General features: G+C 70.4%; 21 protein-coding genes. 5 read left to right on the top strand and 16 right to left on the bottom strand.

Features of this window, described 5'->3' with window-relative positions; translation table 11 throughout:
- The first annotated feature begins 54 nt into the window (after positions 1-54).
- Positions 55-2,172: a formate dehydrogenase subunit alpha gene (gene fdhF, locus FZP69_RS04145; RefSeq protein WP_152040091.1), complete on the top strand. Its 2,118-nt coding sequence runs from the start codon at positions 55-57 to the stop codon at positions 2,170-2,172.
- A gap of 155 nt (positions 2,173-2,327) precedes the next feature.
- Here fdhF and FZP69_RS04140 read toward each other — a convergent pair whose 3' ends face one another.
- Positions 2,328-3,581, bottom strand: a complete 1,254-nt coding sequence (locus FZP69_RS04140) for an outer membrane protein assembly factor BamB family protein (protein WP_192918454.1) — start codon at positions 3,579-3,581, stop codon at positions 2,328-2,330.
- 106 nt (positions 3,582-3,687) lie between these two features.
- Complete coding sequence (locus FZP69_RS04135; protein ID WP_152040089.1) at positions 3,688-5,616, bottom strand: aldehyde ferredoxin oxidoreductase family protein; 1,929 nt, start codon at positions 5,614-5,616, stop codon at positions 3,688-3,690.
- 249 nt (positions 5,617-5,865) lie between these two features.
- Here FZP69_RS04135 and FZP69_RS04130 point away from each other — a divergent pair, with 249 nt between their 5' ends.
- Positions 5,866-6,489, top strand: coding sequence for a molybdenum cofactor guanylyltransferase (locus FZP69_RS04130; protein ID WP_152040088.1), 624 nt, complete (start codon positions 5,866-5,868; stop codon positions 6,487-6,489).
- Between the two features lie 57 nt (positions 6,490-6,546).
- Here FZP69_RS04130 and yqeC read toward each other — a convergent pair whose 3' ends face one another.
- From yqeC to FZP69_RS04060, 14 genes are all read right to left on the bottom strand, one after another.
- Entirely contained in the window at positions 6,547-7,296 is a 750-nt protein-coding gene (gene yqeC, locus FZP69_RS04125; protein WP_152040087.1) for a selenium cofactor biosynthesis protein YqeC, read from the bottom strand.
- A gap of 145 nt (positions 7,297-7,441) precedes the next feature.
- Complete coding sequence (locus FZP69_RS04120; RefSeq protein WP_152040086.1) at positions 7,442-9,022, bottom strand: cobyric acid synthase; 1,581 nt, start codon at positions 9,020-9,022, stop codon at positions 7,442-7,444.
- Positions 9,023-9,117: 95 nt separating this feature from the next.
- The gene (locus FZP69_RS04115) at positions 9,118-9,369 is read right to left on the bottom strand and encodes a hypothetical protein (protein WP_240137454.1); all 252 of its coding nucleotides are present in this window, start codon (positions 9,367-9,369) and stop codon (positions 9,118-9,120) included.
- A 180-nt stretch (positions 9,370-9,549) separates the two neighbouring features.
- Positions 9,550-9,699 carry a hypothetical protein gene (locus FZP69_RS22355; RefSeq protein ID WP_192918453.1) on the bottom strand — a complete coding sequence of 50 codons (150 nt, stop codon included), beginning with the start codon at positions 9,697-9,699 and terminating at the stop codon, positions 9,550-9,552.
- Between the two features lie 250 nt (positions 9,700-9,949).
- Positions 9,950-10,720, bottom strand: a complete 771-nt coding sequence (locus FZP69_RS04105) for a cob(I)yrinic acid a,c-diamide adenosyltransferase (protein WP_152040085.1) — start codon at positions 10,718-10,720, stop codon at positions 9,950-9,952.
- A gap of 46 nt (positions 10,721-10,766) precedes the next feature.
- A complete protein-coding gene (locus tag FZP69_RS04100) occupies positions 10,767-11,393 on the bottom strand; it encodes a DUF7504 family protein (RefSeq protein WP_152040084.1) in 627 nt (208 codons plus the stop codon).
- Between the two features lie 153 nt (positions 11,394-11,546).
- On the bottom strand, positions 11,547-12,842 hold the full coding sequence (locus tag FZP69_RS04095) for an MGH1-like glycoside hydrolase domain-containing protein (RefSeq protein WP_152040083.1): 1,296 nt from the start codon (positions 12,840-12,842) through the stop codon (positions 11,547-11,549).
- Positions 12,843-12,923: 81 nt separating this feature from the next.
- Positions 12,924-13,757, bottom strand: a complete 834-nt coding sequence (locus tag FZP69_RS04090) for an adenosylcobinamide amidohydrolase (protein WP_152040082.1) — start codon at positions 13,755-13,757, stop codon at positions 12,924-12,926.
- Complete coding sequence (gene cobD / locus FZP69_RS04085; protein ID WP_152040081.1) at positions 13,750-14,754, bottom strand: threonine-phosphate decarboxylase CobD; 1,005 nt, start codon at positions 14,752-14,754, stop codon at positions 13,750-13,752. Before cobD ends, FZP69_RS04090 begins: the two co-directional genes overlap by 8 nt.
- Complete coding sequence (locus FZP69_RS04080; protein WP_152040080.1) at positions 14,744-15,826, bottom strand: nicotinate-nucleotide--dimethylbenzimidazole phosphoribosyltransferase; 1,083 nt, start codon at positions 15,824-15,826, stop codon at positions 14,744-14,746. Before FZP69_RS04080 ends, cobD begins: the two co-directional genes overlap by 11 nt.
- Positions 15,817-16,470 (bottom strand): NTP transferase domain-containing protein, encoded by a 654-nt coding sequence (locus FZP69_RS04075; protein ID WP_152040079.1) that lies wholly within the window; start codon positions 16,468-16,470, stop codon positions 15,817-15,819. The genes FZP69_RS04080 and FZP69_RS04075 overlap by 10 nt, the downstream gene beginning before the upstream one ends.
- Positions 16,467-17,228 carry an adenosylcobinamide-GDP ribazoletransferase gene (gene cobS, locus FZP69_RS04070; protein ID WP_152040078.1) on the bottom strand — a complete coding sequence of 254 codons (762 nt, stop codon included), beginning with the start codon at positions 17,226-17,228 and terminating at the stop codon, positions 16,467-16,469. Before cobS ends, FZP69_RS04075 begins: the two co-directional genes overlap by 4 nt.
- Positions 17,219-18,112: an adenosylcobinamide-phosphate synthase CbiB gene (gene cbiB / locus FZP69_RS04065; RefSeq protein ID WP_152040077.1), complete on the bottom strand. Its 894-nt coding sequence runs from the start codon at positions 18,110-18,112 to the stop codon at positions 17,219-17,221. Before cbiB ends, cobS begins: the two co-directional genes overlap by 10 nt.
- The gene (locus FZP69_RS04060) at positions 18,113-18,751 is read right to left on the bottom strand and encodes an HAD family hydrolase (RefSeq protein ID WP_152040076.1); all 639 of its coding nucleotides are present in this window, start codon (positions 18,749-18,751) and stop codon (positions 18,113-18,115) included.
- A 172-nt stretch (positions 18,752-18,923) separates the two neighbouring features.
- On the opposite strand from FZP69_RS04060, the gene FZP69_RS04055 reads away from it, so the two are divergent.
- The 3 genes from FZP69_RS04055 to ftsZ all read left to right on the top strand — a co-directional run bounded on the left by FZP69_RS04055 (position 18,924) and on the right by ftsZ (position 21,080).
- The gene (locus FZP69_RS04055; protein ID WP_152040075.1) at positions 18,924-19,478 is read left to right on the top strand and encodes a double zinc ribbon domain-containing protein; all 555 of its coding nucleotides are present in this window, start codon (positions 18,924-18,926) and stop codon (positions 19,476-19,478) included.
- 229 nt (positions 19,479-19,707) lie between these two features.
- Complete coding sequence (locus FZP69_RS04050; protein ID WP_152040074.1) at positions 19,708-19,887, top strand: ribbon-helix-helix domain-containing protein; 180 nt, start codon at positions 19,708-19,710, stop codon at positions 19,885-19,887.
- A gap of 2 nt (positions 19,888-19,889) precedes the next feature.
- On the top strand, positions 19,890-21,080 hold the full coding sequence (gene ftsZ / locus FZP69_RS04045; RefSeq protein WP_152040073.1) for a cell division protein FtsZ: 1,191 nt from the start codon (positions 19,890-19,892) through the stop codon (positions 21,078-21,080).
- Positions 21,081-21,317: the final 237 nt, after the last annotated feature.

Here is a 21,317-nt window from a genome sequence, read left to right as displayed (position 1 = left end):
CGCCCGGACCATTCAACGAGATTGTCATGAGTCAGGAATCTGAGGGGAGCGACCATGTCCAGTGAGGAACAGGAGCCGGTCAAGACGATCTGTCCGTACTGCGGTGTCGGGTGCGGCATCCAGATCACACAGGACGACGAGGGCCAGGTCTCGTTCCGGCCGTGGGGCGACGCCCCCGTCAACAAGGGGAGCATCTGCATCAAGGGTGGGGCCGCCACCCAGACCGTCAACCACGAGGAGCGGCTGACCGAGCCGCTGATCCGCGGCGACGACGGCGAACTCCACGAGGCCACGTGGGACGAGGCCTACGACCTGATCGTCTCGGAGATGGAGCGCATCCGCGACGAGTACAGCCCCCAGGCGATGGGCTTTTACGGCTGTTCGAAGGCGATGAACGAGGAGAACTACCTCATCCAGAAGCTCGCCCGTCACTACGGCACCAACAGCGTCGACACGTGCACCCGGATGTGTCACGCCTCGACGGTGTACGCGCTCAAGAACAGCCTCGGCGAGGGCGCCATGACCAACAGCATGGAAGACCTCGAGGAGGCCGCGGACGTGTTCTGGATCCAGGGCGCGAACCCCGGCGAGCAACACCCCATCGCCAACAGCCAGTACTTCCGGCAAGCGGTGTTAGAGGGCGCGACGGTCATCCAGGTCGACCCGCACGCCAACAAGACGACCCGGTCGTTCAAGATCGAGGAGACCGACCGGCACATGCACCTCCAGCTCGAACCGGGAACGGACATTCCCCTGCTGAACGTCGTCATCAAGACGATCCTCGAGAACGACTGGATCGACGAGGAGTTCATCGCCGAGCGCACGGAGGGGTTCGAACACCTCAAGGAGACGCTGGCGGACTTCGACAAGGAGGAGGCCGCCGAGCAGTGTGGCGTCCCGCTGGAGGACATCGAGCTGGCCGCCGAGAAGTACGCCATGGCGAACAACGCCGCCATCTTCACCGGGATGGGGATGAGCCAGCACACCTGCGGGGTCGACAACGTCCAGAACGAGATCAACCTCGCGCTCATCACGGGCAACCTCGGTCGCCCGGGGACCGGCGTCAACCCCCTGCGCGGGCAGAACAACGTCCAGGGTGCCTCCGACGTCGGTGCGATGCCGAACGTCCTCCCCGGCTACCGCGACGTCTCCGATCCCGAGGTCCGTGCGGACGTCGAGGACGTGTGGGGCTTCGAGATCCCCTCCGAACCCGGCCTGACCAACGTCGAGGTCTCCCACGAGATCGGCAACACGATCCAGGGCCTGTACATCATGGGCGAGAACCCCGTGATGAGCGAACCCGACACCAACATGGTCGAAAAGCGCATGGAGGAGCTGGAGTTCATGGTGGTCCAAGACATCTTCCCGACCGAGACGACGGAGTTCGCCGACGTGGTGCTGCCGGCCACCTCGTGGGCCGAACGCGGCGGGACGGTCGTCAACACCGACCGCCGTACGCAGTTGATGCGCGGCGTCGACAAGGTCTACCCGAACACGAAGGACGACCTCGAGATCCTCTGCGACGTCGGCGGCCGGCTGTTCGGCGACGGGAGCTTCGACTTCGACGAACCCGAGGAGGTGTTCGAGGAACTCCGGCAGGTCGCGCCCATCTTCCACGGCATGACCTACGAAGCCTTGGGAGAAGAGGGCATTCACTGGCCCTGTTACGAGCCCGGCGACGAGGGCGACCAGTTCCTCTACGAGGACGGCTTCACGACCGAGAGCGGCCGCGGGCAGATCGAGGGCGTGGTCCACCAGCCACCGAAGGAGGTCCCCGACGAGGAGTACCCCCTGATCCTCACCACGGGCCGTATCATCGAACATTACAACACGGGGACGATGAGCCGCCGGTCGAAGACGCTCACCCGCGTCGAGCCGGAGAACTTCGTCGACGTCCACCCGAACGACGCCGCGAACTACGGCATCGAGGACGGCGACTACGTGAAACTCAAATCCCGGCGCGGCGAGATCCGGGTGAAGGCCCACGTCACCGAGGACATCAAGGAGGGGACGGTGTGGACGACTCCGCACTTCGCCGACTCCGCGGGCAACCGTCTCACGAACGACGTGCTCGACGAGCGGGCGAAGATCCCCGAGTACAAGGCCGCCGCCGCAGAGATCGAGGTCGGCATCGAGCCGAGCGGCGACTCCGAGGCACCCGCGGACGACTGAACCCACGCGAACCTCCCTTCGCGTCTCCTCTCGTATTTTCCTCGTTTCCCCCCGTCAGACGCAGTATCCGAGGTGCCGTCAGGCCGGTCGTCCGTCGTTCGTGTGTCGGCCGTGTCACGGGAGACAAGCAGAGGGGGTGTCGGAGGCCGCTGCGGTCACAGCGGCCGGAGCGCCCGGACCGTCTTCCCCCCGGTCGCGTACACGAGGTCGTCGACGACGACGACCGAGCCGCCGACTGCCGGGGTCGTCCACAGTTTGTTCCCGTCCGCGGGGTCGAAACACATGAGCCCCGCGTCCGTGCCGAGGAGGATCGCCTCCCGCGCGACGACGGGACGGGTGGTGATCGCCGGCTCGACGTCGACAGTCCACGCGACGGAGCCGTCCGCGGTCGAGAGGGCGTACAGTCCCGGTCCGTCGTCCCAGTTCGAGGTGTAGTAGAGCTGGTCCGTCCCGCCGCTCAGTAGCCAGGCCGCCCGGCCACCGGGCTCCAGGTCGTCCTGAACCCATCCGTCGCCGTCACCGTCGACCACGGTCGCGCGGACGCGCCCGAAGAAGGAGTCGGCGGCGTAGACGGTCCCGTCCTGGTAGAACTGTTCGGCGGGGAAATCGTTCCCGAGCCGGGGTTCGTCGCCGATCACGGCGCCAGAGTCGGCGTCGAACCGCCAGAACTCGAAGTCGTGCGTCCCGCTGGAGAGGAAGACGGTCCCGTCGCCCGCGAGGAGTCGCGGACTCCACGGCTCGCCGATCTCGGCTCGCCACCGCTCCGAGCCGTCCGCGCGGGCGTGTGCGACGACGGTCGGTGGCTCGCCCGCCGAGAGCCAGTACACCCCGCTCGGAGCCACCAGCACGTCCGCCCGGTCAGGCGTGTCGATTCGCCACGCTTCCGTCCGCTCGTCCGCGTCGAGGGCGACGATCGCGTCCGCCGTGGGCACGTAGAGGCGACCGTCGAGGAGCCAGGGAGTCCCCGCCGAAGCACCGACCGGCAGGCGCCAGCGCTCGTCGCCGGTGCGAGCGTCGAGGGCCTGGACGCCGCCGTCGTCGCCCCCGACGAACAGCGTCTCGTCGGCGACCACCGGTGCGGACAGGCCGGCGTCGGCCGTCGTCCGCCAGAGTTCGGCGATCCGCGTCGTCGGTCCCGGGGCGTCCGGCGAGTAGTTACTGCGACCGGGGTCGAACGCGGGCAGCGGCCACGCCGATTCGAACCGCTCCGGCGGCGTCGGATCGCCCGTCGGTGTCGACGACTGGTCCGCGTCCGACGCCGTCTCCGTCGGCGGACGTGTCGACGTGCCAGATGGACTGTCGGCGTCGGTGTCCGTTTCGGGGTCGACGTCCGTGTCGTCGAGACAGCCGGCGAGCGCGGCCGCTCCGAGGGTCGCGAGGAGGGCACGACGGGAGAGTGGCTCGGACACGAACCGTGGTTGCTGGTAGTCTGACAAGTGTCTTCTGTCGGGGCGCTCGGTCCGCGTGCCGACAGCCGGTTGCTCCCACCCGCACGCGTCCCGGGGGCCGGGGTCGTTAGCGGCCGACCGCGTCGTGTGCGTCTTCGACGCCACTCCCCGTGACGGTCCCCGCGTCGGCGGCGTCCAGCAGGTCCAGTCGGTCGAGGAGCGCCCGTGTCGGACGGCCTTCGCCGTCCCACTCTCGGACCCGGTAGTACGTCGACAGCAGATCGTCGAACGTCGCGGGATCGATCCCCTCCCGGACGGCGTCGGCCGACGCCTGCTGGACCGCCGGCGGCAGGGCGTCGTCGTCGCGGGCGAACCCCTCGCGGGCGTTGAACAGGCGGGTGAGCGTCCAGACGCGTTCGCCGACCGTGCGGAGCTCCGCGGGGGTGTAGTCGAGTCCCAGGGTAGCAAGCAACGCCGCCCCGTGGTCGGGGAGCGTCTCCCCGACGAAGTCGTCGGCGACGAGACACCAGAGCGCGGAGCGCAGGTCCTGTTCGGCCGCGACGGTTCGCGCCCGGCGTTCGTTCGACCACTCGTCGGTCGCGAACACCTCCGTGACGACCGGCCGGGCGCGACGGTGACAGGCCCCGCGGTCGCTCGTGGCGTACGCGAGCGCCATCGCCAGCGACCCGCGGGGGTCGTACGACGGGAGCGCCATGGATTTGACCGTCGGGACGAGGTCGTCGGCACCGAACCGGGCGGCCGCGGCGTCGACGCCGTCGGCGAGGGCGTCGCCGAGGGCCCCCTCCCGGCGGGCGATGGCCGACAGGAGGCTGTCGACCGCCGCGGCGTCGCCGAATTCGATCGCGTAGCCGGTGTCGTCGGTCTCGGCCGGGTCGGTCCCGGACGCTTCGGTCGGAGACGTGAGCACGCCGTCCTCGGCGGCGCGGATCGCCCAGGCGACCGCGTTGCCGGCGCTGATGACGTCGAGGCCGAGCCGGTCACACCGCCCGCCGAGCGCGGCGACGGCCTCGAAGTCGTCGATGCCGAGCCCCGCGCCGAACACCATCGTCGTCGCCCCGCGGGGGACGGTCTCGTCGGGCGCGTCGGTCGAGTGGTCGTCCCCAGCCCCGTCCCTATCCGTCTCCCCCGCGTCTCCGCCACCCGCGTCGGCGGAGTCGGCGATTCGGCCCTCCGTGACGCGGAAGTCGCCGTCGGCCTCGCGGGCGCGAGCAGCCGCGCGGACCGCCTCGATCCCCACGGCGTCGGCCCCCTCGAAGCGGTCGTCCTGCCAGCCGCGGGTGGGGAGGATGCCGACCTCGTTGGCGAAGTCGAGCGTCTCGACCGTCCCGCCGGCGGTCACCCACCGACCGGTGTCGCTGTCGGCGTAGTTGGCGGCGTACCGCTCACGGACGGCGGCGGCCTCCTCGGGGAGCGTATCGGGATCGACCGGGTCGCCGTCGGCGATCACGGCTTTGAGCCGCTTGGAACCCATGACGGCCCCGAGCCCGCCGCGACCGGCCTGGTGGTCACCGCCGTCGGTGCCGATCGTCGCGTACCGGACCAGGCGTTCGCCCGCCGGTCCGATGCAGGCCGTCGCGCCCGCGTTCGCGAGCGCGTCGTCGGCCTCGGGGATGGTCGCACCCCACTGGTCCGTCGTCGACAGCGTCGCCTCGCCGTCGGAGAGTCGGAGCACGCACGGTTCGTCCGCTCGCCCCTCGACGAGGACCGCGAGGTGTGGGCCGAGCGCGTCGGGGAGGCGCGCCGCGAACGCCCCGCCGACGTACGAGTCGACGAACGTCCCGGAGAGGGGTGACTTCGTGATCGCCGCACACCGCGGTTCGCCGGGGAGCAGCCCCGACAACGGTCCGACCGCGAAGCAGAGCAGGTTCGACGGGGAGAGGGGGTCCGTTCCCGGTTCGAGATCGCGGTAGAGGTAGCGAGCGCCGATCCCCTTGCCACCGAGGAACCGACGGCGGTCCGCCTCCGGGATCGGCTCGCTCGTGGCGGTGCCGGCGTCGAGGTCGACACGGAGCACCCGGGTCGGGGGACGGTTCATCGTCGCTGGCTACGCCCTGGAGCGAAAATAAAGGCGTGGTCACTGTCCGGGGACATTTATAACCGTCCGCCCGTGACCGTCGGGGTCTCAGTCCCGTGACCGTCGGGTCCCCTGGTCTCGCTCTCGGAGATGCCCGGGGCCGACGAACGCACGCATGTCGACTCTCGCCAGGTCGATGGGCGCACGTCGACTCCCCGCCCGGCCGGTCGGGTACCGCATCCTCTTGTCGACGGGGGGACAACGACGGGTATGTCCAGCGCCGTCATCGTCGCCGGCGGTCGGTCGACCCGCTTCGGCGACCGTGACAAGATCGTCGCCGACCTCGCCGGGGTGCCGATGGTCCGCCGGGTCGCGGACCGACTCGCACGCGTCACCGAGCGCGTCGTCGTCAACTGCCGTGCGGACCAGCGCGAGGCCGTCGACGAGGCGCTCGACGGCGTCGCCGCCGCGGTCTCGTTCGCCGTCGACGTCGACCCCGACCGCGGGCCGGTCGCGGGCATCCGGACGGGGCTCCGCGCGGTCGACGACGAGTACGCCGCGGTGGTCGCCGGCGACATGCCGTTCGTCGACCCCGACTTCGTCGCGTACCTCCTCGACCGCGTCGTCGGACACGACGCCGCCGTCCCGCGCCCGGGGGAGTGGTACCAGCCGATGCAGGCGGCCTACCGCGCGAGCGCGATGGCCGACGCCTGCGACGCCACGCTCGCGGCGGCCGACGAAGGAGAGCCGCGGGTGCTCGCGCCCGTCTTCGAGCTCGACCACGTCGTCGTCGACGAGGAAGCGATCGCCGAACACGCCGCGAGCGACACGTTCGAGAACGTCAACACGGCGGACGAGCTCCGTGCGGCGGCCGCGCGGTTCGCCGAGGAGTGAGGGGGCGACGGCCGCACTGCTCGCCCGCGGTGCACGCGCGACGACCGTAACGCGGGGCTACTCGAACACGGCGACGACGGGGTCCGGATCGATCAGTTGTGTCAGAACGACCCGGTCGACTCGGTCGGTCCGGGCGAGCACGTCGGCGGCGATTCGTTCGCCGACCGCGCGGCGCTCGTCGTCGTCGACCATGTTCACCACGGCGACGACCTGCGCGTCGTCGGGGACGGATTTGAGGCCGCCGTCGGGACTCGCGAGCACTCGGGCGACGGTCTCGGCGTCGATCTCGTCACCGAGGTCGACGTCCGCGACTGCGGCCACCCGCTCCGGGCGGTGAACCCACTCGTCGGAGAGCGGTTTGCCGACGACGCGGGCGCTCGCGATCGGGAGCACCGTGTCGGCGCTCTGTGGGATGCGGGGCTCCCGTTCGTCGGGCGCTTTCAGCAGGCGGGTCCGTGCCCCGTCTGCCTTCACGAGGACGGGACCGTCGTGGGTCGCCGCGAGGTCGTCGACGACCGCACGGTCGTAGCCACGGTAGCGGTCGTCGCGCTCGCGTTCGGGGACGAGTCCCAGGGGCCAGCCGTCGGCGTCGCCTCCGGTCTCGTGTGCGTCGACCGCCGAGACGGGGTCGTCGGTGACGACGACGCGGGCGACCTGGTCGTCGAAGATGGGGATGCGGACCGTCGCCGTCACGACGGCGCGGTCGAGCATCCGGCCGAGCCGGTAGAGCGTCGTCTTCTTGCCGCCGGCACCGACCACGGCGACACACTGTCCGTCGTCCGCCGCGAGAGCCGAGGGGAGACGCATCGTGTTCGTTCGGGCAACGGTGCTCGCGGTGAAGAAAGTACGGGCAGGGGACACGGGACAGGTCGGTCGGAGACGCGCGGACAGACGTGCACGCGAGGCGCGGACAGGGACGCACGTGGCGCGGAGGTCTGTCCGAGAAGACGGCTCACCCGTCGACTCCGACCGCGTCGAGGACCGCGTCCACGTCCATCCCCGAGACCAGTGCCGCGACGCGGTCGTACGGTGTCGAAGCCGATTCCTCCGCATCTGGACGCGTCTCGCCGCTCGCTTCGAAGAGCGAACCGACGAGCCGATCGCGGACCGGGCGGTTCTCGAAGAGGCCGTGGAGGTACGTCCCGACGACCCGACCACGGGCGGCACCGAGCGCCGCCGTCGGGTCGCCGTCGACCGGGGCGAACGGCGTCTCGACGTCGGCGGTCGCTCGCGTCCGGCCCTGGTGGATCTGGTACCCGGAGACGCGGTCGTGGACGCCCGCGAGTGGGCCGGTGTCGGCGTCGAGTCGGAGTTCGGTGGCGACGACGTGTTTCTCCGACGAGAACCGCGTCTCGACCGGCAGGAGGCCGACTCCCTCGACCACGTCGTCGTCGCCCGTCCCCTCGACCGCCGCGTTCGTGAGCCGGTCGCCCAGGAGCTGGTACCCCCCGCACAGGCCGACGATCGGCCCTCGGAACGCGCGGAGCCGCTCGCCGTAGCCGGCCGCGTGGAGCGCAAGCAGGTCGTCGACGGTGTTCTTCGTCCCCGGGAGGACGACCGCATCGGCGTCTTCGATGCCAGCGTCGAGCGCCCGGTACGCGACCCGGACACCCGGCTCCGCTTCGAGGGGTCCGAGGTCGGTGTAGTTGGCGATGTGCGGGAGTCGGGGGACGACCACCAGGACGCCCGCGTCCGCGTCGTCGAGTCTCCCGTCGGACGAGTCGACGCCAGTGTCGGTACCGGTGTCGCGTGTCGCGCCACGCACGGTCCCCGACTGCGGGACGGCGACACTGTCCTCCTCGGGGAGGCCAGGGTCGTCGAAGGGGAGGACGCCGAGCACGGGCACACCCGTCCGCGTCTCGACCGCACGGAGACCCGAATCGAGCAGCGAGCGGTCGCCACGGAACTTCGTGACGACGACGCCGCAGACGAGGTCGCGGAGGTCGTCGGGGACGAGTTCGAGCGTGCCGACGATGGCGGCGAAGACGCCGCCGCGCTCGATGTCGGCGACGAGCAGGATCGCCACCGACCCCGAGCCGACCGCGTCGCGGGCGACCCGCGCCGTCTCCACGTTGGCGAGGTCGCGGTGGTGGAGGTTGATCTCGGCGACGGAGCCGGCACCCTCGGCGACGACGAGGTCGTGTGCCGCGGCGAGGCGGCCGTGGGCCGCCGCGGCCGCCTCGCGGGCGTGCTGCCAGTGGTCGTCGTAGTAGCCACCGGCCGCGACGGTCGCGCGGACCCGGCCGTCGACGACCAGTTGCGACTCGCCGTCACCCTGTGGTTTCAGCAGGACGGGGTTGTGGTCTGTCGTCGGTGCGACGCGGGCCGCGCGCGCCTGCACGTACTGGGAGATGCCGATCTCGCCGAAGCCGTCGCCCGCCGTCCGGGGGACGGCCCGGGCGTTAGTGCTCATGTTCTGCGCCTTGAACGGCGTCACGTCGACGCCGCGGTCGGCGAGCAGTCGACAGAGCCCGGCTGCGACCGTCGACTTCCCGACGTGGCTGGCGGTCCCCGCGACCAGAAGCGTCGACATACTCCTCGGCAGGGGACCGCCCCTCATAGTCGTGGCGTCGACGGCGATCCGACGGCGGACGGTCGCGAGCTGGAGTCGTAGCGTCGTGCGACGTCCTACCTCGACCGGGCGGACCTGCCGACGGCGGTCGCGCGCCAGCAGCTCCCCCGGGCGGGCAGCTGCCGCATCTCGACCGGGAGGGTCGTGTCGGACGGGAGATCGCTCAGGACCGCCTCGACGCCGGGTGCGAACTCCACGAGGTGTCGGGTCTCGTTCGTCTCGGCGACTTCGACCGTCATCGTCCCGTGGCGGTTCATCGGTCGATCGACCGTGACGGACACCGCCGACGTTCGTTCAGATATGACCATACAGTAGAAATTCAACTAATCCATAATATATGTTTGTGTGGAACGATTGGCACGTCGTCGGTGCGGTCGGACAGTGTCCGGTGACGAGCACCAGTCACGAGCGTCTCGCGCGTGAACCGGTCGCGGGAGGACGAATCGGCCGCGATTCAGCGTAGGAGAGCGCCGCCGTACCTGGAGACGTCACCGCGTCGCGGCCGAGGGGCGCGCGTGGTCGGCGAGGTCGACGACCCGGCGGTCCCGCTCGAGCGGGTCGTCACGCGCGTCGCCACGTCCCGTAGAGCCGACGGCGGTGAGCCGCCAACAGTTCCCCCGCGTGTGAAGTCGCTCCATCTCGGGAGCGTCGTGTCCTCGGGGAGGTTCGCGAACAGTTCGCGGAGCCCCGGTGCGAACGCGACGACGTGTCGGTGTTCGTTCGACCCCCGTACCTCGACGGTCATCGTCCCATGATCGTTCACTGGCCGTCGAACCGTGACGGGCGTGAGGGACCCACGAGAGGTGTGGCAGTGGCTGGTCACGTGTACGACGTGTGTCTCCGGACACACCGGAGTGGTGCTTGTCACGTCCGGCCGTTTAAATCGGATCAGTACTCCGTTCCGCGCCGCGCGCGCTGGCCGGCGTCCATCGGATGTTTCGACTTTCGAACCTCGGTGACGAGATCGGCGTGGTCGAGCAGGTACGTCGGCTCCTCGTGGCTGCCCGTCAGCACGAGTTCGAGGTCGGCGGGTTTGTCGGCGACGAGCGCTAACACGTCATCGGGCGAGAGGAGTCCCATCGAGACCGCGTACAGTATCTCGTCGAGGACGAGCAGGTGGACGCCCTCCTCTGGCGGCGCGTCGAGGGCGAGCGGCGCCGAGAGGTCGGCGGCGGCCGCGGCGTCGATCAGTTCGCGCGCGCGGTCGAGACCGGCCTCCGCCTCGGCAGCGTGGGCCGTCTCGTCGCTCCCGTCGGCCAGTCCGACCCACCCGTAGTGGCCGAGGTTCTCGTAGGAGAGCCCGGGGATCGACGCGGTGGCGTTGTACTCGCCTCTGACCGCTTCGACGGAGTCGGCACCACCTTTCAGGAACTGGAGGACGTGAACGCGGAAGCCGTGTCCCGCGGCCCGACACGCCATCCCAAGCGCCGCGGTGGTCTTCCCCTTCCCGTCGCCCCACCAGACCTGCACCAGTCCGAACTCGTCCGGTGCGTCGGCTTCGATTCGCTGCGCCGCGGGACGGATGCCCCGTCCGGGGGTGTTCCGGCGACCGTCGTCGTGGGTCGGATCGGTCTCGGGGGACGGAGTGGTCCGCGCGGGAGAACCGGCGTCTTCGTCGGCCTCGGCTCCGACGTTCGTGTCGGTGTCGGAATCGGTCATTCGACTCGACCGAGGGGTTCCACGGACAAAACCCGGCGGGTCGGACTCAGCGGTGCGTCACCGAGACGCCGTCGGCGTCGATCTCGACCCGCGCGTCACAGATCGACGCGAGCACGTGGACCGTCCGGCTGTCGTGGGCCATCGGATCGAGGTGGAAGTGTGCGGTCACGTCGGCGGTGTCGAGTCGGTTCGTCAGGACGTGCAGGAACTGTGCGACCGTACGGGAGTCGACGTACTGCAACAGCGGCGTGAGCGAGTCGAACCGGAGACGCACCGCCACGTCGTCGCCGCCCCACTCCGAGGTGGCCTCCAGCAGTCGGACGCCGAGCGTCGTGAGGTCGGTCGGCTCCGGGATACTGTTCGTCTCGACGGCCGGGTCGTCGACCGCGTCGGTGTCGGCGAGTCCGTCGCCCACGAGGAGGATCCGGAACCGCTCCGGTCGCACCGGGACGTGGCGGTCCCAGATGTCGACGACCTCGCGCGAGGTGTTGAGCATCGTCACCCACAGCAGCCGCGTCTCGGCGGGTCGGTCGCCGGCAGCGAGCGAGAGCCCCGTCCGGAGCGTCTGCACATCCATCGGCGACCCCAGTAGCAGCACGTTCGAGGCGTCGTCGAGCGGGACGCTCGGCAGTGGCGTCTCCGGTCGGCGCTCCGCGTCTCTCTCATCCCCCACGACGTAAATTCACTTCTGGAAGACATTAAGTATGTCGTGTTTATATGCTCGTGGAGAATATTCGGCCTGTACGGGCGCGACGGCGGCGCTCACGGGCGTCGACGGCGATTCGATGCGGTGAGCGCGGGACGGGACCGAATCGAGCCGGGACGATCACCGACGGCCGTCGGTCCAGTCGAGATACAGCGCCGCGCTCCAGGCGAAGTCGTCGCTCCCGCGTCCAGCACCCGTGATCGGGTTGAAGTACTCACGGAACCCCTCGCGGTCGAGGAGTGCGAGGCTGTCGTCGCGCACACGGTCGGCGGCCGCGTCGGCCCCGTAGCGGCGGAGTCCCCGCTCGAGGAGCCAGTTGGTGTTGATCCAGACGGGCCCGCGCCAGTAGCGGTCGGGGTCGAAGTCGTCGCCGACGTACGTCGGTGCGGCGTAGTCGAACGCGAAGTACTGGTCCAGGGTCGAGCGGAGTCGCTCGAACTGCGCGTCGGTCGGGACGCCGCCGAGCGTCGGGACGAGCCCGGCGACCGTCCGTTCGAGCAACGGTTCGTCGGCGACCCGATCGTACGAGACGAACTGGCCCAGCGTCGCGCTCCAGAGTCGGTCGCGCATCACGGCCCGCGTCTCCGCGGCCTGGTCGCGCCACCTCGCTGCCGAGTCGTCATCGCCCGCGCTCGCGAAGAGCGCGGCGAGATCCTCGCAGGCGCGCACGTAGACGCTGTTCGTGAGGACGTCCTCCACGCGGAACGGACACCGCTCGCGCAGGACGGTCTCGTCCCATCCCGCCTCGCGCCCCTGTCGGACGAGCGCGACGTACCGGTCGTAGTCCCAGTCGGTCGGACGCTGGTCGGCGAGGTCGGCCGACTTGCGGTCGGCGCGCTCGTACGCGACGTCGCCGGGGTCGAACCGCTCGAGGGGACGACGCCACGCCGGCGAGTCGTCCATCCCCGTCTCCCACGGGTGTCTCGTGTAGACGACGCCGTCGGTGGAGCGCTCGCGCCGCCACCAGGCGAGGTGGCTGTCGAGGGGGGCGAGCACACGATCGCGGAAGTCGTCGTCGCCCGTCGCCTCGTACACCCGCCGCGCGGCCGTGGCGACGACCGGCGGTTGAGAGATGCCGCTCGTCTCGACCCCGTCGAACCCGGCGTCCCACTCGTCGGGACCGGGGAAGTAGCCCTCGGCGTCGGCCCAGAAGACGATCTGGGGCAGCATCCCGTCGGGCCACGTCGCCGAGAGGAGCGTCTCGACCTCTTCCATCGCCGCCTCCGGGTCGACGCCAGCGAGACCGACGGCGATGAACGCCGAATCCCAGTTCCACTGGAACGGGTAGAGCGTCTCGGACGGAATCGTGTAGCCGTCGCGGCGGTTCGTCTCGAGGACGGCGATGGCCTCGGCGCGTCGCTCGACCCGCACGTCGGCGGAATCGCCGGCGGTCGGGCCGCGGCCGTGCTCGGTCATAGGGTCAGCCGACGCGGAGGACGCGAATGGAGTTTTCGCTTCGACGGACGGGCCGGAACCGGCGTCCGATCCCGGCGACGGTCACAGCCGCTCCACCGTGGCGCGACAGTCGGTGACGACACCGTGCTCGGCCGTCTCGACCGTCGGCAGGTCCTCCCGATCGTACCGCGAGTCGAGGCTGGCGAGCAGCGCGTCGCGGACACAGGCCCGCGCGAGCCGGCCGACGGTCGTCGCACTGCCCGAGAACCGTTCGCGTGGGCCGGCGGGGTCACACGCCGCGACGACGGCGTCGGTCGTCGTGCCCGGGACGCCAGCGACCGCGAGGAAGGTCGCGGCTTTCGCCTCCGCCGCGACGGCCACGGGATTCGGGAGCGCCCCGGGATCGAGCGCGCGGGTGGTGCCGGCGAAGACGTTGACTGTCCCGACGTGACTGTCGTGGTCGTCCGGAGCGTGACCGGTCGCGTCGTGGTCGCCACTACCGTTCCGTCCGCCGACCTCCTCGGCTCCGTCGACTGGAAGCGCCGCCGGGTTGGAGACGCCCGCGGTGACCACCGCCTCGACGCCGTCGAGGTGCGCCCGCCGAGCGTGGTCCTGCGAGACGCCCGTCAGCAGTGTGGGTCCGGCAGCGTCGAAGCCGGCGTCGGTCCGCCGCGACTCGACGTAGGTCGCGAGGTCCGTCTCGGGCCACCCGTCCGGGACGGTCACGTTGTACGCGGCCGGCCCACGGGATTCGCCACCGTTCCAGCCCGTCGAGAGCCACCGCGTCCCCGGTCGGGAGAGCCGACAGACCCCGTCGCGGACGGTCGCCTCGAAGACGCGACGGGCACGCTGGTCGCCTGTGCCGGGACCGTCGGTTTCGCGGGAGTCGTCGACGTGGGGTGTTCCGGCGTCCGACTCGTCCGACCCGTCAGACACGGGCGAGCGCCTCCAGCAGCCGGTCGTTGTCTTCCCGCGTCCGGACCGCGACGCGGACGTGGTTCTCGAGCCCGAAGCTCCGGCAGTCGCGGACCGCGATCCCACGGTCCAAGAGGCCCTCGACGAGATCGTCCACCGACCGGGAGCCGACGTCGACGAGGAGGAACGGGGCGGCCGACAGGTGGGGATCGTACCCCTCGGCCACGAGCCCGTCGTGCAGCCGCTCGCGCTCGCGGACGACGCGTTCGCGGGTCTCCGCGACGAACGCCTCCTGCCGGAGACAGTGCGCCCCGACCGCGGCGGCGGGGGTCGAGAGGTTCCACGCGGGACGGGCGGTCTCGACCCGGTCGTACGCCCCGCCGGTGGCACACGCGAACCCCATCCGGAGTCCGGGGAGCCCGAACAGCTTGGTCAGGGAGCGACAGACGACGGTGCCGTCGGTGCCGGCGAGCGACTCGGTCGAGGTGAAGTCGAGGAACGCCTCGTCGACGACGAGGAGCGTCCCCGCCCGGCGACAGCGGGCGGCGAACGCGGTCAGGTTCGCCGGTGCGAAGAGGTCGCCGGTGGGGTTGTTCGGCGTGCAGACGACCGCGGCGGCGTGATCTTCGACCGGCGCGTCCAGTACCTCGTCGTGCGGGACGAACGCGGGGACCGCACCCTGGAGTCGAACCTCGCGGGCGTACTCGCCGAAGCTCGGCGTCGAAACCAGCACGCTGTCACCGGGCGAGACGTGCGTCGCGAACGCGAGTCGCAACGCCTCCGTCCCGCCGGCGGTGGGGACCACGTCGTCGACGTCGCAGCCGACGTAGTCGGCAGCCGCGCGCCGGTAGTCGCGGTAGGACTCGTCGGGATAGCGGGCAGAGGCGTCGAGCGCGTCCGCGTAGACGGCCTCGACACCGGGCGGTCGCTTCGGGTTGGTGTTGGCGCTGAAGTCGAGTGGGGCCGTCGACCCGCCGTGGACGGCGCGGCCGACGTCGGCGACCGACTCAGGGTCCACGGTCGCCCTCCCGGTCGGCGTCGGTCTGTTCGTCGCCGGCTCCGTCGACTCCGTCCGCGTCGGTCGCGTCACCGACCAACTCGGCGTCGTCCGTGTCTCCCTCCGTGGTCTCGGTCAGAGCGTCGAGGAGCGCCAGCGTCCGTCCCTCGACTCGGTCGAGAACGCCCGCACGGTCGGCGAGCTCGAGCGCGCCGCCCATCGCCGCACCCTCGCGGCCGACGGTCGCGTACTGTGCGAGTCGCTCGTCCGTGAAATCGGGGTCGGTCACGACGAGGTCGAGATCGAGGTCGCGGCCGGCGGACGCGAGGTCGACGTGGTCGGCCAGATACGAGGTCGTCGCGAGCGTCAGGGGGCGAACGCAGCCGGCGTGGCGGACGAGCGCTGCCGCCGCCACCAGCTGTGTTCCGCCCGCGAGCGTCACCCGCGTCCCCGACTCGAGCGCGCCGACGCAGAGTCCAGCGACGACCGCGAGCGTCGGATCGCCGACGAACCGCACGGCGAGTTCGGGGTGGTGGGCGGCCTCGCCGGGGACGAGGTCCGACGCGTCGAGCGCCGCCTCGACGACCGCCTCCTTCCGCGCGAGCGGGTTGTCCGGGAGCGACGACGACACCGGGTACGGTTCGCCGAGCGCGCGCATCGTGGCCAGCGCCGTCGTCGTCCCGCCGGGGATCGTCTCGCCGACCACGACGTGGTCGTCGCCGAGTCGACTGGCGAACGCTTTCGCGGCGGCGAACGCCCCCGGAGCGGTGGGGACGGGGTCCGGATCCCGGATGTCGCGCCCGGGCTTCGCGCCGAAGCCGACCGTCGGTGCTCCCGTGGGTTTCGCCAGTCCGCCGTCGGCGACGACGACGTCCAGGTCGAGGAGGTCGACGACGGCCCGCGTGACGAGCGCCGGCGTCGGACAGCCGGTCGGACTCCGGGGGAAGACGGGTGCACGAACGAGGCGACCGAGCCGGACCAGCTCCGCGTCGGCGCTCGGCGTGTGCCAGCGGAGTTCGGCGGTCGCGCCGGCGGCGCTGATACCGTCGATCGCGGCCGTGCGGGTCGTCCCCGCGACGAGCATCAGTCGCATCGCGATTCGGCCACCTCTCGGTCCCGGGGACGGTTGACGTTCACGGCGAGCCGTTCGTCCGCGACGATCGACACGGTTTCGGTCCGGCCGTCGTCGGATTCGGCGTCTGCGTCGGGAGGAGTGCCAACGACGTTCAGCCCCGTCGGGGCCACTGCACGGCCGTCGTGGTCGAACTGGGTGTCGACGCTCACGCCGAGCGTTCGCTTCAGCGCGACCGGGACGCAGACCGTGAGCGACGAGAGCGGGGCCGCGTTCACATCCGTCTCCGCGTCGACGGCGGCAGTCGAGAGCGCCCGGTCGACGTGCGTCGCCGCGAGGAGCGGGAGGTCCGCGGCGACGGTGACGACCGGAGGGTCGACGACGCCGAGCGCGTGCTGGAGATCCACGACGTACCCCTCGCCGGGGGCGTCCACGACGGACAGACCACGGTCGACTGCGTGCGCTCGCGTGCGCGGGGTCTGCGGTGAGGGGACGGCGTGGATCGACGAGACGGCGCTCCCGCGGAGCGCGCGGACGACGCGGTCGAGCATCGGCTCGCCGCAGACGGTGACGAGCGGTTTCTCCGTCGCGGTCCCGAGCCGCGTCCCCCGACCGCCACAGAGGACGAGTGCAGGGAGGTCGACGGGGGGCGAAGACGGGGTCACAGGAGCGCCCACGCCACCACCCCCGCGTGGACGCCGACCGCGCGTCCGAGTTCGTTCGTCGCGCCGAAGACGTCGCCGCTGACGCCGCCCAGCGCGGAGCGCGACCACCGGAGGACGAGGAGCGCGACCACCGGCCCGCCGAGGAGCGCCGCGACGATCGCGGGTGTGCCGAGCGGCGGGGCGAGGGCGACGACCGGCACCGCGGCGACGAGGACGGGGACGAGTGCGGTCGGGTCGGCCTCCTCGGTGAGCGCGGAGCCGAGTCCCTCGTGTGCGGCGTCGCCGAGACAGACCAGCGCCGCCATGCCGGTCTTCGCGCCGACCTCGGCCGCGAGCGCGATGGTCGCAGCGACGCGCGGACCCGACCCGGCCATCCCGAGCGCGCCGAGTGCGAGCACGACGAGCGTCAGCGCGACGGCGAGCGTGCCGCCGACACCGGTCTGGGAGTCCTTCAACACCGCCCGGCGGCGGTCCCGATCCACGGAGTCGTCGTGGACCGCGGCGGCGTCGGCGACGTCGGCCAGCCCGTCGACGTGGGTGACGCCCGTGAGCAGGTAGAGCGTTGCGAGGTAGAGCGCGGCGGTGGTCGAGAGAGGGAGGGGGATCGCGAGCGGAAGTGCGGCGAAGCCGCCGACGACGTAGCCGGCGAGGACGAACGCCATCGGCGTCCGGCGGAAGGCGTCCCACGCCCGCTCGTCGCCGCCGGCGGGGAGTCGGGTGAGGAACGCGAGCGCCCCCTGGAGGGCCCTCAGAACCACGCCATCACCCCCGCGAGCGCGAACGCGAGCAGGCCCGCGCGGGTGACGACCCGTTCTGCACGGTGAGCGTCGTCGGTGGTGGGAAGCGGCCCGAAGTCGAGCGCGTAGACGCCGGGTTTCGTCAACCGGACGTCGAGCGCAGCCGCGAGTGTCGCCATCGGCCAGCCGGAGTTCGGCGACGGTGGCCGCGACGCCTGCCCTCGCGCACGCGCGAGAACACCGGGGTCACCGGCGACGAGGGCGATCAGCAGCGCCGTGAGGCGGGCCGGGAACCACATGACGAGGTCGTCGAGACGGGCGCTGGCCGCGCCGTGCGGTTTGTCCGGGTAGCCGAGCATCGAATCCAGCGTGTTGACCGCCTTGACCCACGCCGCGGCGGCCGCGCCGCCGGCGACCGAGACGGGCGCGACGACTGCGAACGCCGCGAGCGGGGCGACGAGCCCGTCGGCGAGGTTCTCCGCGAGGCTCTCGACCGCGGCGCTCCTGATTTCGGCCGCCGACAGCGACCGGGCGTCGCGGCCGGCCAGCGACCGGAGCGCCGTCCGAGCCGCCGGGAGGTCGGTCGCGGAGAGCGACACCACGCGGCGAGCCTCGTCGGTGAGCATGCGGAGGCTGGTGGTCGAAAAGAGAACGAGCCCGGCGAGGAGCGCGGCGAACGCGGGGAGACGAACGAGACGGACGAGACCGAAGACGACCCCGCCGGCCACGAGAGGCACACCGACGGCGACGAACGCGCCGACGAGCGCCGGAGCGGGCCAGGACCGGTCGAGAGGCGCGACGACTCGCCCGACGAGCGTGACCGGGTGGATGCGCGCGGGCGGTTCGGCGAACAGCCGGTCGAGGAGCGCTGCGACGCCGACCGCGGCGGTCGCCACCACGGGCATCTACGCGTCGACTCCGTCGGCCCGGTGGGCGAGCCACGCGGGGAGTTCGGCCAGCGGGACCTCGCGTACGTCGACGAACGTCCCGCCGAGCCGTTCGATGCCGCCGTCGGTCGCCGGCGAGTCGCCGACGTGGACGAGCGCCTCAGGGGCGACACTGAGTCCGTCGGCGACGGTCTCGAACGCGGCGGCGGCGGGTTTGCGCCAGCCGCAGCCGACGCTCGTGACGACGCTGTCGAACTCGCGGTGGGAGAGCTCCGACCGCACGAACGTCCGTCCGACGAGTTCGGGGACGCTACAGTTCGAGAGGACGCCGACTGGGCCGTGGTCGCGGGCGGCCGCGACCGCCGCGACCGCGCCATCGCGCGTCTGGACCGCGGGATCGAACGCCGCGACGACCGCCCGGCGGACGGCGTTGTCGGCGGCGGTCACACCGCGTGAGCGGAGCGCAGCTCCCACGTGGGCCGGGAGGGGCACCTCCGCGCCGTCGGGGGCGTCGACGTGCGACTCCCGATAGGCCGCTGCGAAGTCGTCGGGGACGGTCACGCCACGGGAGCGCAGCTCCGCGGCGACGGTCACCGCGGGGTCGGTCGGACGCTCGACGTCGACGAGCGTGCCGAAGAGGTCGAACGAGACTGCCACGCCCGAAGTGAGGCGAACGCGGACTTGAAGCTGCTGGTGGGAGACAGGTCGGACAGCCCGGTCGGGCCGGGGCAGCGAACCCCGCCCGCTGACGACAGGTGGGAGACAGGTGACGGACAATGTAGGACAACTGTGTAAACGTTCAAGTATACCGCCGCACATAACAGAGTCGATGAGCAAGATCACGTTCCGCGCCGACGACGACCTCGTCCGACGCCTCGAGGAGTTCGACTCCTCGAAGAGCGAGGTCATGCGGGAGGCGCTTCGGGCGTACCTCGACGACACGGAGCGTGAGACGACGCGACCGGCCGGGGACGGCCTCGACGGCATGATCGCCGCGCGGGTCGAAGAACTGGTCGACGAGCGGCTAGACGAGCGTTTACGCGGGCGAACGGGCCGATCGGAGCCACAGGACATCAACGTCAACATCTCCGTCGACGGCGCAGTGCCCGAGAACCGCGTAAACGCGGAGTCCGACACGGAGACGAGCGCCGACGATCGTAAGACGGCCGTCGCGCGCGGCGACAGTGGCCTGCAAACGGGAGGCACGCCGTGTGGACAGTGTGGCGAAACCGTCGATCCCGACCACGTATACTGCCCGAATTGCGGCGAGAAGACGGCACAGCTCGCGTTCTGTGAGTGCGGCGACGAACTCCGATCGGACTGGGCGTTCTGCCCCGCGTGTGGCAGACGGACCCCCGCAGCGGACGTTCTCGACAGATCGTAAACGCCGATATTGTCCCCTAGAACGCTCCTGAAGCACGTTTCCACTATTTGTCTTACGCCCGCCGGTAGATTTATAATGCACCGGCAATACCATACGTTCGCGTAAGACGGTCGTCTTACAGCCGGGATGGGCCGCGGCACGGTGTGTCGCTGTCTGTCGGTTTCTCGGTGTAAGACGGTAACACGGGCCGCGTGGTCCGGTTCGTCTTACCGGGGGAAATGCAACAACCATGGAGCGTGTGACACTACGGATCCCGAAGCAGCAGATAGAAGAGGTCGAGCGAATGGTCGAGACGGGAGAGTTCCCGAACCGGAGCGAAGCGATTCGCTCGGCCGTCCGCGAGATGATCAACGAACAGGGCGACTCCCGCGAGACGACGTCGGGTAAGCGCAGCTGGGCCAGGGTGTAACGATGCAGGACATCGTTCAAGAGGCCATGCAGCGCGACGAGGCCGAGCGCAAGGCCAAGGCCGAATCCACGGGCGACGACACGTTCGGCGACCCACGGATCGTCATCGTCGGCTGCGGTGGTGCCGGCAACAACACCATCAACCGGCTGTACAACATCGGCGTCGACGGCGCCGAGACGGTCGCCATCAACACCGACAAGCAGCACCTGAAGATGATCGAGGCCGACACCAAGATCCTCGTGGGCAAGTCGCTCACGCAGGGGCTCGGTGCCGGTGGCGATCCCTCGATGGGCGAGCGCGCCACAGAGATGGCGCAGGGCACCATCAAGGAGGTACTCGGCAACGCGGACCTCGTGTTCGTGACCGCCGGGATGGGCGGCGGCACCGGGACGGGGGCCGCGCCCGTCGTCTCGAAGATCGCCAAAGAGCAGGGTGCGATCGTCGTGGGCATGGTGTCGACGCCCTTCAACGTCGAGCGTGCCCGCACGGTGAAAGCCGAGGAGGGCCTCGAGAAGCTCCGAAACGAGGCCGACTCCATCATCGTGCTCGACAACAACCGCCTGCTCGACTACGTCCCGAACCTGCCCATCGGCAAGGCCTTCTCCGTGATGGACCAGATCATCGCCGAGACGGTCAAAGGCATCTCGGAGACGATCACCCAGCCCTCGCTCATCAACCTGGACTACGCGGACATGTCCACCATCATGAACCAGGGCGGCGTCGCGGTGATGCTCGTCGGCGAGACGCAGGACAAGAACAAGACCCAGGAAGTGGTGAACGACGCGATGAACCACCCCCTCCTCGACGTGGACTACCGCGGTGCCAGCGGCGGACTCGTCCACATCACGGGCGGCCCCGACCTCACCCTCAAAGAGGCCGAGGGCATCGCGAACAACATCACCGAACGACTGGAGGCGAGCGCCAACGTCATCTGGGGCGCGCGAATCCAGGACGAGTACAAGGGGAAAGTCCGGGTCATGGCGATCATGACCGGCGTCCAGTCCGCACAGGTGCTCGGTCCGACGACACAGAAACAGGCCGACCGCTCCCGACAGAGCATCCAGGCTCAGTCGGCGGGATCCCAGTCGAACGGACAGCAGTTCGACGCCCGGCAGAACGCCGAGGCCGGCTGGCAGTCCGACGGCGGCCGCGACGAGGTCGAGAAGAACAACGGGCTCGACGTCATCCGCTGACTGTCGACCGCGTTCGCGCCGTTCGTCGCCGCCGGCCGGTTTTCGGCCGTCTTATATACTAATATAAATATATTTTTGCGTCTAGCAATAGACTATAGAGTAAATGCCGTATGACAGCTATCCTTACTCTATAGACTATATATATAGTGTGTGCAGGGACGTAAACGAGGGAAGCCACAGAATTCTGCCGAAAGAGAGCCTCTGTCGTCTGTTTGCGCGGTACCATTCCTGGAAAAG

It is taken from the genome of Salinigranum salinum (assembly GCF_009176545.1).
Classification (GTDB): domain Archaea; phylum Halobacteriota; class Halobacteria; order Halobacteriales; family Haloferacaceae; genus Salinigranum; species Salinigranum salinum.
This window is presented reverse-complemented; position numbering and strand designations above follow the sequence as displayed.

Excerpts from the sequence above, each read along its gene's own strand:
- fdhF (WP_152040091.1), top strand. The coding sequence starts at position 55 with ATGTCCAGTGAGGAACAGGAGCCGGTCAAGACGATCTGTCCGTACTGC.
- FZP69_RS04135 (WP_152040089.1), bottom strand. The coding sequence starts at position 5,616 with ATGAACCGTCCCCCGACCCGGGTGCTCCGTGTCGACCTCGACGCCGGC.
- FZP69_RS04130 (WP_152040088.1), top strand. The coding sequence starts at position 5,866 with ATGTCCAGCGCCGTCATCGTCGCCGGCGGTCGGTCGACCCGCTTCGGC.
- yqeC (WP_152040087.1), bottom strand. The coding sequence starts at position 7,296 with ATGCGTCTCCCCTCGGCTCTCGCGGCGGACGACGGACAGTGTGTCGCC.
- FZP69_RS04120 (WP_152040086.1), bottom strand. The coding sequence starts at position 9,022 with ATGTCGACGCTTCTGGTCGCGGGGACCGCCAGCCACGTCGGGAAGTCG.
- FZP69_RS04115 (WP_240137454.1), bottom strand. The coding sequence starts at position 9,369 with ATGGTCATATCTGAACGAACGTCGGCGGTGTCCGTCACGGTCGATCGA.
- FZP69_RS22355 (WP_192918453.1), bottom strand. The coding sequence starts at position 9,699 with ATGGAGCGACTTCACACGCGGGGGAACTGTTGGCGGCTCACCGCCGTC.
- FZP69_RS04105 (WP_152040085.1), bottom strand. The coding sequence starts at position 10,720 with ATGACCGATTCCGACACCGACACGAACGTCGGAGCCGAGGCCGACGAA.
- FZP69_RS04095 (WP_152040083.1), bottom strand. The coding sequence starts at position 12,842 with ATGACCGAGCACGGCCGCGGCCCGACCGCCGGCGATTCCGCCGACGTG.
- FZP69_RS04080 (WP_152040080.1), bottom strand. The coding sequence starts at position 15,826 with ATGCGACTGATGCTCGTCGCGGGGACGACCCGCACGGCCGCGATCGAC.
- cbiB (WP_152040077.1), bottom strand. The coding sequence starts at position 18,112 with ATGCCCGTGGTGGCGACCGCCGCGGTCGGCGTCGCAGCGCTCCTCGAC.
- FZP69_RS04055 (WP_152040075.1), top strand. The coding sequence starts at position 18,924 with ATGAGCAAGATCACGTTCCGCGCCGACGACGACCTCGTCCGACGCCTC.
- FZP69_RS04050 (WP_152040074.1), top strand. The coding sequence starts at position 19,708 with ATGGAGCGTGTGACACTACGGATCCCGAAGCAGCAGATAGAAGAGGTC.
- ftsZ (WP_152040073.1), top strand. The coding sequence starts at position 19,890 with ATGCAGGACATCGTTCAAGAGGCCATGCAGCGCGACGAGGCCGAGCGC.